The 15,265-nt window shown below is 63.8% G+C and carries 16 protein-coding genes; 7 read left to right on the forward strand and 9 right to left on the reverse strand.

Annotated features, from left to right (window positions below; all coding sequences use genetic code 11):
* Positions 1-252, reverse strand: coding sequence for a hypothetical protein (locus tag DQG19_RS04740; RefSeq protein WP_116125038.1), 252 nt, complete (start codon positions 250-252; stop codon positions 1-3).
* Between the two features lie 181 nt (positions 253-433).
* On the opposite strand from DQG19_RS04740, the gene DQG19_RS04745 reads away from it, so the two are divergent.
* Entirely contained in the window at positions 434-1,153 is a 720-nt protein-coding gene (locus DQG19_RS04745; protein WP_116125039.1) for a TIGR00730 family Rossman fold protein, read from the forward strand.
* Between the two features lie 9 nt (positions 1,154-1,162).
* Here the strand turns inward: DQG19_RS04745 and DQG19_RS04750 are convergent, their stop codons facing one another.
* The 3 genes from DQG19_RS04750 to thyA are packed head-to-tail and all read right to left on the reverse strand — an operon-like array spanning position 1,163 to position 3,903.
* Positions 1,163-2,518: a DUF2254 domain-containing protein gene (locus DQG19_RS04750; RefSeq protein ID WP_116125040.1), complete on the reverse strand. Its 1,356-nt coding sequence runs from the start codon at positions 2,516-2,518 to the stop codon at positions 1,163-1,165.
* 1 nt (position 2,519) lies between these two features.
* Positions 2,520-2,996 carry a YkgJ family cysteine cluster protein gene (locus DQG19_RS04755; protein WP_116125041.1) on the reverse strand — a complete coding sequence of 159 codons (477 nt, stop codon included), beginning with the start codon at positions 2,994-2,996 and terminating at the stop codon, positions 2,520-2,522.
* A 1-nt stretch (position 2,997) separates the two neighbouring features.
* Entirely contained in the window at positions 2,998-3,903 is a 906-nt protein-coding gene (thyA, locus tag DQG19_RS04760; RefSeq protein WP_116125042.1) for a thymidylate synthase, read from the reverse strand.
* A 117-nt stretch (positions 3,904-4,020) separates the two neighbouring features.
* Here thyA and DQG19_RS04765 point away from each other — a divergent pair, with 117 nt between their 5' ends.
* Positions 4,021-4,839, forward strand: coding sequence for an SDR family NAD(P)-dependent oxidoreductase (locus tag DQG19_RS04765; RefSeq protein WP_116125043.1), 819 nt, complete (start codon positions 4,021-4,023; stop codon positions 4,837-4,839).
* A 62-nt stretch (positions 4,840-4,901) separates the two neighbouring features.
* Positions 4,902-5,540, forward strand: coding sequence for a DUF2911 domain-containing protein (locus DQG19_RS04770; RefSeq protein ID WP_198661650.1), 639 nt, complete (start codon positions 4,902-4,904; stop codon positions 5,538-5,540).
* Here the strand turns inward: DQG19_RS04770 and DQG19_RS04775 are convergent.
* Positions 5,537-6,496, reverse strand: a complete 960-nt coding sequence (locus DQG19_RS04775) for a hypothetical protein (RefSeq protein ID WP_116125044.1) — start codon at positions 6,494-6,496, stop codon at positions 5,537-5,539. The two genes, DQG19_RS04770 and DQG19_RS04775, sit on opposite strands and share 4 nt — an antisense overlap.
* Before the next feature lie 73 nt (positions 6,497-6,569).
* Here DQG19_RS04775 and DQG19_RS04780 point away from each other — a divergent pair, with 73 nt between their 5' ends.
* Both DQG19_RS04780 and DQG19_RS04785 read left to right on the forward strand, forming a co-directional pair.
* Complete coding sequence (locus DQG19_RS04780) at positions 6,570-7,337, forward strand: SDR family NAD(P)-dependent oxidoreductase (RefSeq protein WP_116125045.1); 768 nt, start codon at positions 6,570-6,572, stop codon at positions 7,335-7,337.
* A gap of 2 nt (positions 7,338-7,339) precedes the next feature.
* Positions 7,340-7,762: a DUF1622 domain-containing protein gene (locus DQG19_RS04785; protein WP_116125046.1), complete on the forward strand. Its 423-nt coding sequence runs from the start codon at positions 7,340-7,342 to the stop codon at positions 7,760-7,762.
* Between the two features lie 2 nt (positions 7,763-7,764).
* Here DQG19_RS04785 and DQG19_RS04790 read toward each other — a convergent pair whose 3' ends face one another.
* On the reverse strand, positions 7,765-8,910 hold the full coding sequence (locus DQG19_RS04790; protein ID WP_116125047.1) for a DUF2267 domain-containing protein: 1,146 nt from the start codon (positions 8,908-8,910) through the stop codon (positions 7,765-7,767).
* Positions 8,911-8,974: 64 nt separating this feature from the next.
* Here DQG19_RS04790 and DQG19_RS04795 point away from each other — a divergent pair, with 64 nt between their 5' ends.
* Both DQG19_RS04795 and DQG19_RS04800 read left to right on the forward strand, forming a co-directional pair.
* The gene (locus tag DQG19_RS04795) at positions 8,975-9,304 is read left to right on the forward strand and encodes a DUF3140 domain-containing protein (protein WP_116125048.1); all 330 of its coding nucleotides are present in this window, start codon (positions 8,975-8,977) and stop codon (positions 9,302-9,304) included.
* A complete protein-coding gene (locus tag DQG19_RS04800; protein ID WP_116125049.1) occupies positions 9,301-10,761 on the forward strand; it encodes an adenylate/guanylate cyclase domain-containing protein in 1,461 nt (486 codons plus the stop codon). The genes DQG19_RS04795 and DQG19_RS04800 overlap by 4 nt, the downstream gene beginning before the upstream one ends.
* Here the strand turns inward: DQG19_RS04800 and DQG19_RS04805 are convergent.
* The 3 genes from DQG19_RS04805 to DQG19_RS04815 all read right to left on the reverse strand — a co-directional run bounded on the left by DQG19_RS04805 (position 10,719) and on the right by DQG19_RS04815 (position 15,263).
* On the reverse strand, positions 10,719-11,921 hold the full coding sequence (locus DQG19_RS04805; RefSeq protein ID WP_232826439.1) for an RsmB/NOP family class I SAM-dependent RNA methyltransferase: 1,203 nt from the start codon (positions 11,919-11,921) through the stop codon (positions 10,719-10,721). The two genes, DQG19_RS04800 and DQG19_RS04805, sit on opposite strands and share 43 nt — an antisense overlap.
* Before the next feature lie 44 nt (positions 11,922-11,965).
* Entirely contained in the window at positions 11,966-12,607 is a 642-nt protein-coding gene (locus tag DQG19_RS04810) for a hypothetical protein (protein WP_116125050.1), read from the reverse strand.
* Positions 12,608-12,683: 76 nt separating this feature from the next.
* Complete coding sequence (locus tag DQG19_RS04815; RefSeq protein WP_116125051.1) at positions 12,684-15,263, reverse strand: M14 family zinc carboxypeptidase; 2,580 nt, start codon at positions 15,261-15,263, stop codon at positions 12,684-12,686.
* Between the last annotated feature and the right edge of the window lie 2 nt (positions 15,264-15,265).

A 15,265-nucleotide genomic window follows, 5' to 3' on the forward strand; every position in this document is an offset into this window, starting at 1 on the left:
CTACCGCAGAAAAAAGTGCTGGAGGTCCCCTACGGTTTCGATCTGGCTGGCTTCCTCCTCGGTGAGGTAGTACTCCAGGCGGCTTTCGAGGCCGGCGACCAGGAGCTCGATATCCATGGTATCCAGGAAAAGATCTTCCCGCAGGCGGGTGAACGGATGAATGCGGTGGCCGGGCAGCCGGAATTCGCTACTGAGCGTTTGCAGGAGGTCGGCGTTGCGCTGGGCTAGCGCCGAAGTGGATACTTGTGTCATAGAGTTCATTTGGCGGCCAACGGCGTGGCGGGGAAGAAAAGCGAATATTCGCTGGAGAGAACGAGAATTGCCCCCCAAGCGTTGCCTACGTGGTAAAAATATTTACAAACACAACCCTGGGATGGCCTCGGGCATTCCCTTCGGGCGGCCGAGTTGTCTCCGCTGCCGATAACCGCATAGTATGAGTGATTTTAACGGGCTGAACCGTCATGCCCCCCGCCGCTGGAACACCGAGCCCTTCGGTGAGAACAGCTGGACGATGTTTAAGGTGATCAGCGAATTCGTCGAAGGTTTCGAAGTAATGAACCGCATCGGCCCCTGCGTCAGCATTTTCGGCTCGGCGCGCACCAAGCCTGACCATAAGTATTACCAGACCGCCACCGAGATCGGCCGCCTCCTCGTCCGGGAAGGCTACGGCATCATCACCGGCGGCGGCCCCGGCATCATGGAGGCGGGCAACAAGGGCGCCCACGACAGCAAGGGCGCCAGTATCGGCCTCAACATCGACCTGCCCTTCGAGCAGAGCAGCAATGCCTACGTCGACCACGACAAGGACATCGATTTCCGGTACTTTTTCGTTCGCAAGGTGATGTTCGTCAAGTACGCCCAGGCTTTCGTCTGCTGCCCAGGTGGCTTCGGGACCATGGACGAACTCTTCGAGGTACTGACCCTCATCCAGACCAAGAAGATCACCCCCGTACCGGTCATCCTGGTTGGGACCGACTACTGGTCGGGCCTCCGCGACTGGATCTTCGAGACCATGGAAACCCGCGAGAAAACGATCAGTGCCGGCGATATCGACTTGCTCCCGATCGTGGATACCCCGGAAGAAGTGCTCGCCATCATTCAGGAATTCTACGACGAGAAGGGCGGACGCCTGGAACCCAACTATAAGCTGTAATTCCCTTCCTCAGACCTGGGAGATCTCCGGTTGAGTGACCTGGTCGAGCACCGTCACCCGGCGGTATTGCCGTAAGACTTTCCGGTGATGGCGGATATCCCGCGCCAGGATGGCGCGGTCCGCTGGATTGGGGAGGTTATCCGTGGCGTCCCGCAGGAGGCTGGCAATCTCCTCCTGGAGGTAGCGGTGGTACGAGAGGGAGTCGCCCGTTAGCTGCAACAGGTGGTACAGCATCTGGAACAGGCGCCGGACCAGCAGGGGGTCACCCTTACCGTAGCAGCGCATCTCCTGCATCAGGGCGGAAAGTACTTCCTGGTAGCCGTGGCGGGCAAACCAGACCTCACCCCCGTCCTTCGAGCGGTACACGTTGTGCAGGGGCGTCTCCATCATGGCGGCCAGGATCTCCGTCTGCCGGTCGATGACGGTGAGGGCGGTACCGGGGTCGTTGATGCCAGGCGACAGGGCCTTCAGGGCGATCTCGGTAAGTTGCTTAAGGTTGGGCAGGTACCAGTCGTCGAACTGGTCCGGGATAGGGGCTACCGCGGCCAGGACCCGCTCCACCTGCTCCTTATCGAGGGTGCTTTCGGACTGGAGCAGCGGCAGGCCGCGCGGTACGTATTGCCCCTTGGTGACCCCGATGTAGAAGCGGGTGTCGAACTCAAGACCGAGGCTGGCCAGGGTGTCGTGGTCCACCGTGCCCACGTAGCCGCTGATGGGACTGGGGATCGCGCTCCAGTAGGCCAGTTCAGGGGGAATGACCGCCTCGGCGTAGCCCGCTTCGCTGTACTCGCGCTCCTCGGCCAGGTCGTTCATCGCGTCCTGGGCCACCCGGTCGATGATGTTACCCACCTGGATCTTGGCCGTGATCGACGTGACGAAGTACACGAACAGCACAAGGCAGGAAATACCCAGGATCGTACAGACCAGGATGGAAAAGTTGGGGATGTTGTAGTCATCGCTGCTGCGGATCGACAGCAGCACCGCGATGCTCAGCACGATACTCGCCAGGTTGAGGCCCATGACGAACTGCAGGGCCCGGTCGCCGGTGAGCTTCGGCAGCAGGCGGGGCGAATAGGAGCTCGCTACCTGGTTGAGGAGCGTCATGATCTGGGTGAAGGTGAAGACCGTCAGCGTGATCAGGCCCCCGATGAACATACCCAGAATAGTACGGGCGGTGTCCTGGCTGGTGATGGCGAGGGCGGGAAAGTAATCGGTGGTCAGGCCGCTGATGTCCGTATTATTCTCCAGATAGTAAAACAAGAACGCGAGGCCCAGCGCGACTACAATCATCGGCACCGGCAGAAAGGCCACGCTTCTCACGGCCTGCTTCATCAAGGTTTGCAGCGTACGGTAGATGTGTCCCATGCTAGTCGCGCAGCCCGCGCAGCACCTCCGCGACGGCGGGGCAGACGAGGCTATTTCTGAGTGTCAACGGTAGGAGGGGCAACATGTTTTTCCGGTCGGTGTGCGGGTATTCCCGGCAGGCGCGCGGGCGCGCCTCATATACGGAGCAGTAGTTGTCGGCCCCGAGGAAGGGGCAGGGAGCGACGTTGAGGACGTAATCCTGTTCGTCGTCCAGATGGAGGTAACGCTCCACGAGCTCCGCGGGTCGGATACTCAGGTGGCGGGCCAGCCGGTCGATATCGATGTCTCGGAATATCGGACTGGTGGTCTTGCAGCAATTGGCGCAGTCGAGGCAGTCGATCCGGGCAAAAGCCGCGTCGTGCTGCTCATGTACACGTTCGTCGAGGTCGCGCGGCGTACGGTTACGTAGGCGGGAGACCAGTTTTCGGTTGCTCTTGTACTCGTTGCGTGCGTGCTCCAGTTCTTTTTCTACGTCCATATTAGACGGCGATGGGTGCCTTAATGGACGGCCAGGGATCGTAATCGTGCAGCTCGATGTCGTCGAAGCCGATCTCGAAGAGACCGGGCGCTTCGGGCGCGATGTACAGCGTCGGCAGGGGGCGCGGGGCGCGGGTGCATTGCAATTCCGCCTGCGCCAGGTGGTTCTGGTAGAGGTGGGCGTCGCCCAGGGTGTGGACGAAGTCGCCTACGCCGAGTCCGCACTCGCGGGCCACGAGGTGGGTAAGCAGGGCGTAGGAGGCGATGTTGAAGGGGACACCGAGGAACACGTCCGCCGAGCGCTGGTACAGCTGGCAGCTGAGCCGGCCGTGGGCCACGTAGAACTGGAACAGGGTATGGCAGGGCGGCAGGCCGGCCTTGGCCATCTCGGGGATCTCCTCGGGGTTCCAGGCGGTGACGATGTGGCGGCGGCTATCGGGGTTGCGTTGGATGGCCGCGACGACGTCCTTCAGCTGGTCGACGCCGTTGAAGTTGCGCCACTGCCGACCATAAACGGGGCCCAGCTCCCCCCACTGCCGTGCGAAGTCCTCATCCTCGGCGATGCGGGCCGTGAACTCCTTCAGTGCCGCTTTCCATTCGGGGCCGTGCTTGGTGAGCACCTCGTCGCGCTCCGTAGCCCGCAGGTAGTGTTGGAAGGGCCACTCGTTCCAGATGCGTACGCCGTTGCGGACCAGGTAGCGGATGTTGGTATCGCCCCGGATGAACCACAGCAGTTCGTGCACCACGCTTTTCCAGTGTACGCGCTTGGTGGTGAGCAGGGGGAAGCCGGCGCGCAGGTCGTAGCGGGCCTGGTGGCCGAACACGGACAACGTACCGGTACCGGTGCGGTCGCCCTTGGGGGTACCCTGCTGAAGAATGTGCCGGAGGAGGTCTTGGTAGACAGTCATATGATGCCGTTTCGGCCTTGCCCGCCGCAAAACCGGCCGAAAGGTAAAACTATCGCCGCGTACCGGCTATTATACGGGGGTCCGCGAGCACCTCCGGCTCCCAACCCCAAATTACCCATGCAAGCTTTTTCCCTCTCCGGCCGTGCGGCCATCGTTACCGGCGCGGCTACCGGGATCGGCTACGGTATCGCCCGCCATCTCGTTGCGCAGGGCGCGACCGTTGTCCTCAACGATATTGACCCCGCGCGAACCGCGGAAGCCGTAGAACGAATCAACGCCGAAGGTCCCGGGCGTGCCATAGCGGACCCCGGCGATGCCGGTTCGGTGCCCTACCTCCGGGGCCTCGTGGACCGGGCCGCCGCCCTGCCCGACGCCGAGCTCGACATTCTCGTGGCGAACGCGGGCCTGACGGAGTTCGGCGATTTCTTTGCCTTCACCGAGCAGAGTTTCGACCGGGTGACTACCCTTAACCTCAAGGGAACGTTCTTCCTTACCCAGGCCTTCGCCCGCCACCTGCGGGCGGCAGGCCGGGGCGGGCGGGTGATCCTGATCGGCTCCAACGTCGGCAACCGCGCCTACCCCGACCTGGTGGCCTACGGCATGTCCAAGGCCGGTATCGCCATGCTGGCGCAGCAGCTCACGCTCGATCTCTCCCCCCTCGGTATTACCATCAACTGCGTAGCCCCCGGCGCCGTACTGACCGAACGCACGGAGCAGGAGGAGCCCGATTACGCCGGGGTCTGGGCCGTACTTAACCCTACCGAACGCGTGGGTATGCCGAACGACGTAGCCGCTACCGTGGGGTTCCTGGTGAGCGAGGCCGCCGGCCACATTAGCGGACAGCAACTCCTGGTGGACGGAGGCTGGTCCGCCTACGCCCCCTCGCCACAGTTCCTCGATCGTATTCGCCGGGAAGCCAAAAAACCGGAAGAATAACTTCACCTTTGCGCGCGGTACACGTTATTTCAACATCCATACCTTACTAACTCAAACCAACTATGCAACGCATCACCCTTTGCTGTCTGCTGTTCATCGGCCTGGTAGCCTTCGCATGTAACACCCCCACCAACGGTTCCTCGGAAACTTCCGGCGACATGGCCAATCCCCAAACCACTACGGGAAACAGCTCCACGACCGGAATGGACAACGGCAAGCCCTACACCATCACCACCCTGGATACTACCGTCAAGAGCCCCCGCAAGGAACTCACCGGCACCGTCAACGGCGTAGAGGTCATGATCAACTACGGCAGCCCCTCCGTCAACGACCGTACCATCTACGGTGACCTCGTCCCCTACGGCAAGGTTTGGCGTACCGGAGCCAACGAGGCGACCCGCATCACCTTCAAGGAGGACGTAAAAGTCGGTATGGAAGGCACTACCCTTCCGGCCGGTACCTATTCGCTCTTCACCCTGCCCGCCGACAAGAACGACTGGACGGTGATCTTCAACAAGACCGCCGAGCAGTGGGGAGCTTACGATTACTCCGAGGCCGACGACGTGGTCCGCGTCAAGGGTTCCTCCGAGGAGCTCAGCAGCCCCGCCGAGCACATGGATTTCGCCCTCGACGGCGACTCCATCGAACTCATGTGGTCCGACCTGGCCGTCCGCTTTCCGGTGGCTCCGGCCGCGCGCTAGCGGCCCCCGCCTCCGCCTTTTTTAGGTGTACTGCGCCCGAGAATATCCCGCCCCCCGTCTGGTCTAGGTACCTCGCGGGGGGCTTCTTCGTATTTGTGGTTGAAGAGCTGCTCTTCTTCGTGCCACATCCGCCCGGTGGGGTCGTAGCGCAGAAAGTGGTAGCTGCCGTCGGGCATATTTACCGGACCCTCCCCGTAGCTGCCCGGCATCATGATCAGGTTCTCGTACACCACCCCCTCCAGGTCGGTATCGTAGCGCAGGGCTACCGTGGCTTCCGCTCCGTACATGAGGATGAGGCGCGCGCGGTCGGCCAGCAGCAGGCCGCTGTCGGTGTAGGTGACGAAGACGGGCAGGCCGAAGCGGGGCTGCCCGTCCGGCGTGAAGGACAGGACATCCAGGATCTTGCGGCGGCGGTACCCGTCGTAGCTGTCATAACCGAACAGGAAGTAGTACGGTCGCCCCTCGTAGGTCCCGCCCGGGGTGATGTCGTAGACGGCGTAGCCCAACCAGTTGTCAGGACCCACGATAGCGTTCTCCGGGTTCTCGAGCCAGGTTTCACCGCGGTCGACCAGGGGCACCAGCTCCAGTTCCGGGGTATTGCGCTGGATAGCCCCGTAGTGCCGGTACTCGTCGCGGTCCACGTAGAGCTCCCAGGTGAAGATGCGGAAGGTACTGTCCGGCGGATACTGGATGCTCAGTCCGGGCACTTCGCCAAAATCGACGGAAAAGGAATTCGGCCGGTCCAGCGTAGTGACAAGTTCCCGGATGAGGTCGCGGCAGGCGGCGAAGCGGGCCTCGGCCGTCGAATCGGTGTAGATGGTTTCGGCCAGCGCAGCGAGCCGGGGAACGGCGGCCGTCAGGGCGGCACGGTCGGCGGCCGCGGGCGCGGTGGCCCGCTGGGCGGACAGGTCGGTGGCGGTGAGCGCCAGCAGGAAAAGGAGGATTCGGTAGTGCATCGGTTCGTTACGTGTCCTCGATAAGACGCCCCCGCCCCCCGTAAAGTATGGCGGTGGCCCCTACATTTGCATAATGATAACAGTCGACTTCAGCCAGCGCACGGCCCTGGTGACCGGCAGCAGCCGGGGCGTAGGCCGCGCCACGGCCCTGCTGCTCGCCCGCGCGGGCGCCCGGGTGTGCATCCACTACCGGGAAAGCGCCGAGGCCGCCACGGCCCTCCTCGCGGAACTGCCCGGCAGCGGCCACGCGATCCTGCAAGCCGACCTCGCCGACCCCCACGCCGCCCGGGACCTCGTCGACGGTGCGGTAGATCGCCTCGGGCACCTCGACATCCTGGTGAACAACGCCGGCATCTTCACCCCCCACCCCGTCGACGGCAGCCTGTCCTTTGGAGACTGGCTGGCTACCTTTCAGCGGACGCTGGACACCAACCTGACGGGCCCCGCCGCCGCCGCCTATCAGGCGATCCAGCACATGCGGAGCCGCGGCAGCGGTACCATCATCAACATCGGCAGTCGTGGTGCCTACCGCGGCGAGGCCGGCCAGGTCGGCTACGGAGCCGCGAAGGCGGGGCTGCACAGCCTCAGCCAGAGCCTGGCCCGGGAGGTTGGCGCGGACAATATCACGGTCCACGCCATTGCACCCGGCTTCATCGAGACCGCCATGGCGCGGCCCCACCTGCAGGGAGAAGCTGGTGACGCCGTGCGCGCCCAGAGCCCGCTCAACCGGGTAGCTACCGTCGACGAGGTAGCCCGCGCCGTTCTCTATCTCGCCAGTCCCGAGGCGGCCTTCACCACCGGTGGCATCCTGGACCTCAACGGCGCAAGCTACCTGCACTGAGTATGGAAGACGCAGGCCTGTACGCGGTTACAGAACAGACGATCTACCACTTCGCCGAGTGGGTCAAGCTCACCGTCGAGCTCTGCGGCGTACTGGTCATTGCCTGGGGGGTGCTGGTATCGCTGTGGCTGTACGCCAGCCGCATCTTTACCAAGCGGCAGCAGGACTTCGCGGCCCTGCGCCTGTCGCTGGCGCGCTACCTCATCGTGGCCCTCGAATTTCAACTGGCCGCCGACATCATCAGCACGGCCATCGCTCCGGACTGGGACCAGATCGGCAAACTCGCGGCCATCGCCACCATCCGTACGGTACTCAACTACTTCCTAGAGCGCGAGATCGACGCCGAGGTGGAAGCCGTCCGCAGCGGCGACAAGGAGGCTTTCGAAACACGCCTCGACGACGCCGCCGACCGGCCTACCGACTAACACTAGCCCCCACCCTCGAAGTACCCGCTATCGAAGGGCTCCTGTACGTAAACCTCCCAGCGGTCGCCGGGCCCGCGTAGGCAGCGGAAGCGGGTGGTCGCTCCCGAGGAGGTGTAGATCCACTGGTTGACCGGCACGCCGTCGCGTTGCCCCCGCTGGGGCGGGTGGGCGTAATAGCGGTCGTCCCCGTTGCGGAAGGAGCCAGCGGGCTCACTGCCCGTAAACCCGAGTACCTCGCGCTCTTCGCCGTCCAGCTCCCGCTCCTCGAAGTACTGCCAGCGGCCACGCACCTGACAAGCGTAAAAGTGCCATTCTTCACTTCCGTCCCGGCCCACGACCCGCAGGGTGCGGGCCGTATCCTCCTGACCGTCGGTCCAGTCGATGACCCGCGCCGCGCGGAGCTCGGCGGACTTGTCCGCGACCAGAAAGCGCTCCCCCACCCGCGCGTGGCAGAGGGCGAAGGAATACGTTGGATGGGGCGCGTGCACGTGTTCCGGCGCGTGAGCGCTTCCCGCGATTTCGCGATCCTCGGAAGGTAGTCCGCGGTCCGGCTCGGCGGCCATTCGTTGCCTGACCTCGGGGGGCAACCGCTTCCCGAGCCATCGTCGCAGGGGTTCGGGAAGTTCAAGTTGCGGGAGGGCGTTTGCCACCGGACGGTCATCGATTTGGAGGAACTCCTCGATGCCGCGCTCCACCTCATCCGCCAGCTGCGGATCGTCCAGCCCACTCAGCAACACGATATCTTTTTCCCCCTGCAGGCGGGCGACCACCCGGTAAAGTAGCGTGACCCGGTTGCCGCTCTTGTACTGGCCGAACTGTTCGACAAAGAGTTGTTCGACGCTGCCGGAATCAAGGTGACGCCCCCGGGTGAACCACGGCACGGGTCCGTGCTCAACGGAAACGGCACGGGCATCAACCGTGATCCGCGTCCGGTTGAGGAGCAGGCAGATCGTATAATAAGTGAGCAGGGCACCGGTGAGGAGGTGCAGCGAGATCATGAGGCCCGCGCCGGAGAAGAGAAACAGCAGCGCAATGCCGTCCCAGAACAGGCAGAAGGGAATGAGGAAATACGCGACCCGGCTTCGCCAACGGTATGCGATGGACAGTTTGCCGGCCGTTCTTTCAAGGTAGAGTCGGTTTGCTGGCATGGTATGCGGTTGATGCCCTCCGAACCAATATCGTTACTCCCGGCTTATACCAAAAAAAGACGGCATGCCCGACAAATCACACGAAGACATCTACCAGGAATTCAAGGACGCCGTCAATATGGCACCGAAGGAACTGGAAGAATGGCTCGATACCGAGGAGAGCAAATCGGTGGGCGACTCCAGCTCCGGAGAAAGCACGGGCCACCGCAGCGGCCGCCGTATCGTAAAGATCAAGCGCAAGAACAAGGATGAGCTGACCGACGCAGACTACGAACACATGAGCAAGGTAAACGGCTATATCAGCCGTCACCTCGCCCAGCGACCGGACGGCGACGTGTCCGGTACCGACTGGGCCTACAGCCTCAAGAACTGGGGTCACGATCCTTCCAAATGATGCCCGTCTTCCCCCGCGCAGCTCCCGGCACCCGACGTACCCCACGGCATCCCTGCCGGATCGTATTGCTGGTTTTCGTACTTACCCTGGCACCCGCGTTCGCGCGCCCGCTGTACGCGCAATCCGTGTACGCCGCCCAGGTCACGGCGATCGAAAGCATGATCGAACGGGCGCAGTACGCCACGGCCCGCGTGCAGAGCCAGGCCCTGATCGACGCGGGACGGCAACAACAGCTCGCCGACGTAGAAGCCTACGGCCACTACCTGTACGGGCGCACCCTGCTGGAGGACCCCGGTGTGCGTGCCCAGCAACGGGTGGAGGGGATCAACGAACTGCTGCTGGCCTCGGCCGGCTTCTCCGACGCCGGCCTCACCCAGGCCGTGGATTCAATCGCCGCGCAACTGCGGGGAGTGGTCGCCGAAGCTGACGGCCCGGTGGCCCAGCTGCCACTAATGAGCACGATGCGCCAGGCCGGAGGCCGGCGTGCGGACACCGCAGAGGTACTGGAAGAAACGGCACTTTCCGCCATTGTAGCGCTGCAGAACCAGGAGATCGAAGCCCTCACCGACAGTCAGCTGCGGCAGCTGTTGCACATCCAGCAGCAGGAACTGGCGCTCGACAGTTTTCGGTATCACTCCCTCAACGACAGCCTGGAGCTGCTGCAGCAACAGTTTGAGTTACGGCAGCAGCGGTCCCTGACCAACGAGGAGCGGCAACGCCGGAATTTCTTCATCGTTTTGGCCCTCGGCGTGATGGTGGTCCTGGGGGTACTGTACTTCCGGTACCGGTCGGTGCAGCAGTACCAGCTACGGATCAAGAATGCCCAGGAACGCAGCGACGATCTCCTACTTAACATCCTGCCGCGCGCCGTGGCCAGCGAGCTGAAGGAAAACGGCAAGGCCACGGCGCGGCGCTACGAGTCGGTGTCGGTCCTCTTCACGGACTTTGTCGGCTTCAGCCGGGTCGCCGGGAACCGCGACCCCGAGGAATTGGTCCGGATGCTGGACCGTACGTTCCGGGCCTTCGACGACATTACCGAGCGGCACGGACTGGAAAAGATCAAGACGATCGGCGATGCCTACATGTGCGTGGGCGGCGTACCCGTGGAGGATCCCGACCACGCCGCCCGTACCGTACAGGCGGCCCTGGAGATCCAGCGGTACCTGGCGGAGAGCGGTGATTTTCGGGCCCGGGCGGGTATCCATACCGGGCCCGTCGTGGCCGGCGTGGTGGGGCGGAAAAAGTTTGCCTTCGACATCTGGGGCGACACCGTAAACCAGGCCGCACGGTTGGAACAGGCGGGCGCGCCGGGGGAGGTGACGATCAGCCGGGCCACCTGCGCGCTGCTCGACGACCGCTTCGAATGCGAGCAGATCGGCACCTTCGAGGCCAAGAACATCGGCACCCTGGACCGCTACCGCGTACGCGAAAGCCGGCTGATGAAGAAGCCGTCGTAGCCGTCGCGCTGCGGCAGCAGGCTTTTTTCGTACTCCAGTTCCCAGCCGTCGCCGGCGGGTGAGGCCAGGAAAGCGGCGACCTGTTGGCCGTTTTCCCGCGGCAGTATGCTGCAGGTGGCATATACCAGCTTCCCCCCCGGCCGTACCATGCGGCTGTAATCGGTCAGGATCTGTTGTTGCTCCTCCACCACCCGGTCAATGACCTCCGGGCTCAGCTTCCACTTCGCATCCGGGTTACGGCGCAGGACGCCCAAGCCGGAGCAGGGTACGTCGAGGAGTACGCGATCGGCCTTACCGGTGAGTCGCTTGGTGATCTTGGTGGAGGTGATGGGCCGGGTTTCCAGGTTAGCCACCCCATTACGGCGCGCCCGCCGCTTGAGTTCGTCGAGCTTCCAGCCGTGAATATCCAGGCTGAGCAACCGCCCCTTGTTCTCCATGAGGGCGGCGAGGTGGAGGCTTTTGCCGCCCGCCCCGGCACAGGCGTCGATCACCGTTTGTCCGGGCTCCACCTCCAGGGCGGGGGCCGCCTGCTGGCTGCTGAAATCCTGCACCTCGAATAGTCCCGCGCGGAAAGCGCGGGTGCGGAAGAGATTCTTACGCTCGGTCACCAGCAGGGCATCCGCTTCCAGGGGTTCGACCACTATCCCTTCGCGACCGAGGCTCTCGATCACGTCACCCGCTTCCCCCTTCAGGCGGTTGACGCGCAGCACGACGGGGGCCTGCTCGTTGAGGGCGGAGAGAGTGGCCGTCCAGTCGTCGCCGAGTTGCTCCTGGCCGACGGCGTCCAGCCAGTCGGGGATACTTTCCCGCAGGACCCGCGTTTCCCGCGCCTCGAGCAGGGCCGCGTTGAGTTCGTTGCGGTCGAGCCCGGCGAATTCCCGCCAGTCGGGCAGGTCTTCCCCGCTGAGCAGCAGGTGAATGCCGATAAGGCGCAGCCAGTCGGCCTTGGCGGCCGGTTCCCCGCCGGCCAGGTGGGTGTAAAGGCGGTAGTACCGCACGATGGCGTAGGTATGCTCGGCGATGAAGGCACGGTCGCGGCTGCCGCGCCGCTTATCCGCTTTCAGGATGCGGGCGATCTCGCGGTCGGCGTAGGCACCTTCGCGGAAGATGTTCTGGAGCGCTTCGGCAATGGCGTGGAGGTGGGCGGCGTAAATGGGCAAGGGAGAAATTAAGATTTGGAGAAGGGGAACGTATGACGCAGTAATCAGGAATCCATGCTTTTGAGGATATCGTCCAGGGTAGTATCCTGGAGGGTCCCGCAGCGCGTGATGAGCCAGTGCATCGATGTTTTGGTAATGGCTTCCCTGGGAACGACCGTAGGTAGAAAGCGTTCGCCGATGCCGGTAACCTCCAGCGAGAAATGTCGGTAAGCCACGGGATCCTTTACCCACTGGAAGGTGCGGGCGGGGAGAAGGTGGCGGTAGCCGAAGCGGTAGTCGTTGAGCATGAGCACCCGGCCCCGGCCGACCTCCAGCGCCCAGATATACCAATCATCGTCGTCGAGCTCGAAAAGCAGCGCCTCCGAGCAATGGAAGCAGCACACCTCCAGGCTGCCGGCAGCGATCAGCCCTTCCACCTCCTCCGCCTGCCGGGCGGCCTCCCGGCGCTCTTTCGGCCGCCCGTACAGGTAAGCGACGAGAAAGAAGACGTCGAGCAGCGCCACGATACTCAGCAGCGCCTGTCCGCCGGACCAGGCGATGCCCCCCAGGCAGGCGGCCAGAATGAGCAGGCTCAGCACTACGTACTTCCCCTCGGGGCGCAGTGTTTCCCGGTTGCGGTATTCCCGCAGTTGCATGCCGAGGATGGCCAGCTCGCGCGGGGTAAAGGGTCGTCGTTCGGTGTTCACGTTCTGATAAGATAGCAAAATGCCCGGCTTCCCGCCCCGCCGGCCGTCACCCTACCCTACCGGAGGGAACATACGTCTACTCCACCGTGGACCCGTCGATCGTACTGCCGAACAGGATGGCGTTCATAAACAGCCGGTTGGTACCGTACCAGAACGCCCGGAAGTTTGGATTACTGGCGAAGGAGATGGTCCGCCCACCCCGGGCACCGCTCACGATTATGGCCGCCGATCCGGCCGCCGATTCGGCGAACCCGCGGGGGCTGTAGCCGCTCACGAGGGGCGCGTCGGTGTACCGCAGGGGGGTAGCGTATACGTTCTTGGCCGGCTCGAAGAGGAGGGTGCCGCTACGGAAGACGGGTATCTCCTCCCGGTTCATGCCGAAGAGCAGGGGGTGCGTCAGGTCGGCCGTGGTCTGGTAGATGGAGCCGCCCAGCACCCGCCCGCCGCCGTCGCGCTCGGCCATGGCGTAGGGGCGCTGCGTGATGTTACTGTCGGGGGAAGCGATCCGGCGGGTTTTGATGCTGGCCAGTCCGTTATTGGCCGCCCAGGTGCCCGCCCGCTCGAGGGTAATGAACACCTTATCGCGCCCCATCCAGTCCTTCAGCGCGGTGGCCACGGACTCGTCGAGGCCGTTGTACCAGCCGTCGGGCATGATGATGGTGTTGTAGCGGCTGAGATCGCTGCGGCCGACCTCGTCGATCGGCAGCTTGGTGATCGGGATACCGAAGCGCTGGTCGAGCAAATGCCAGGCTTCCCCGGCATCGAGACTGCTCGTGCTGCCCTCGATCAGCAGGGCGATCTCGGGCTTGCGCAGGGTCTGGTAGGCCGAGCGGGAACCCAGGTTGAGGCCGCCCGGGTCCACTACCCCGCTGCCGGTCGTACGGATGTCGATACCGGTGGCGTCCTCGGCCTCGGTGATCAGCTGGTGCAGTTCCTCCGGCGTCATGTCCTGTCCGGCCACCGGCACCATGGCCGTACCGCGTCCGAACTTATCCGTTCCGGTACCGGTGGTGAAGGATTTGTCGCTCACCTTCACCCTTACCCCGTGGTCCATCAGGTAGTAGATGGCGCGGGGCGAGTAGTAGTCGTTGGAAGGAATGAAGTAGGCGTAGTCGGCGGTACTGCGGTCGATGTTTTTGCTTTCGCCGCCCCGCTCGTAGTCGGTCCAGTTCATCCCGTCCGGCGTACCGCCGCTCACCTGCCGGTAGGGCAGGTTAAAGGCCATGGGCAGCGAGAAGGTGGAGACGTCGTAGAAGAGGCTGTCCTCGAATTCCAGGATCGGCTCGAAGGCCGCCTCGCTGAAGGGGGTCTTAGGTACGTAGTACGCCTCGCCGCCCGCGTTGTCGGTGCCGTGCTGCACCGGCAGGGCGTGCTGGGCCAGGATGTCGGCCAGTTCCCGGGCGCGCCCCGGGTCGCCGTCGGCGTCGATGACGTAGCCGTCGCCGGTCACGCCCTCCAGGTTGAAGTCGCGCTGGTAGGTCAGCAGGTCGTCGCGCAGTCCGGCCAGCGCCTTATAGGTGCTCAGGGCCGTCGTGACCTGGTTGCGGATGGTGAAGGGGAAGGTCAGCAGTCCGTTTTCGCTCTCTTGCAGGTGACCGCGGGAGCTGGCCTGTTCGAACAGGATACCCACCGTGCCGAAGATGTCGGGATAGGTCGATCCCTTACCGTAGTAGAAGTCGTCGTAGCCCTCTCCGCTGTAGTACAGCGAGCCGATCTCGTCGAGGGCCGCCGCGTGGTAGGTACCGATACGTGCCGTCAGCTCCTGGTTGAGCGGCGAGGTGGAGGGGTGCACGCGGGTAGGCTCCCCGGGCATGAAGAAGAAGGTAGCATTGGTGCCCATCTCGTGGTGGTCGGTGAGCACGTTGGGCTTCCACCGGTGGAACTGGGCAATACGCGCCTGGCTTTCGGGGTGCTGCACGGGCAGCCAGTCGCGGTTCAGGTCGAACCAATAGTGGTTGCTGCGGCCGCGGGGGTAGGCCTCGTTGTACTCGCGGTCCTGCCCGTCGGGCGTCATGTTCTTGTTCTTGTGGCTGTTGGCCCAGCTGGCGAAGCGGTTGAAGCCGTCCGGATTATAGCAGGGGTCGAAGACCACGATATTGTTGTTCAGCAGCTCACCCACTTCGCTCATGGGCGCCGCGGCCAGGTAGTAGGCGCTGAGCGGCGCGGCGTTGCCGCCGCTGGGTTCGTTCCCGTGGATGCTGTAGCCCTGGTAGAGTACGGCCGGCACGTTGCTCAGGTCGCCGTCCTGCATACCGCCGTCGGGCCGGCTCCAGTTGACGTGCATTTCCCGCAGTTCCTCGAGGCGGGCGTGGTTCTCGGGGCTGGTGAAGATCAGGTTGAGCAGCGGGCGGTCCTCATAGGTACGGCCGATCTCCACCAGCTCGATCCGGTCGCTGCTGGCGGCCAGGGCCCGCATGTAGGCCTGCTGCAGGTCGTGGCTGATGTGCCAGTCGCCGATTTGCCAGCCCAGGAATTCCTCCGGGGTGGGGATGCTTGGGTCGTATTCGAGATCCGGCAGGTAGTAGGTGATCGGCCGGTCGGCCATGCTGTTGGCGGTGGGCCGGTCGGGGTCGCCGGGCGTATTGTAAACCTGGGCGGTGACGCGGGTGCAGAGTGACAGGATAAGGAGCAGGGAAAGTGGGTAGGTAAGCTTCAAGG

The sequence above is a fragment of the Lewinella sp. IMCC34183 genome, assembly GCF_003390915.1.
Lineage (GTDB): Bacteria > Bacteroidota > Bacteroidia > Chitinophagales > Saprospiraceae > Neolewinella.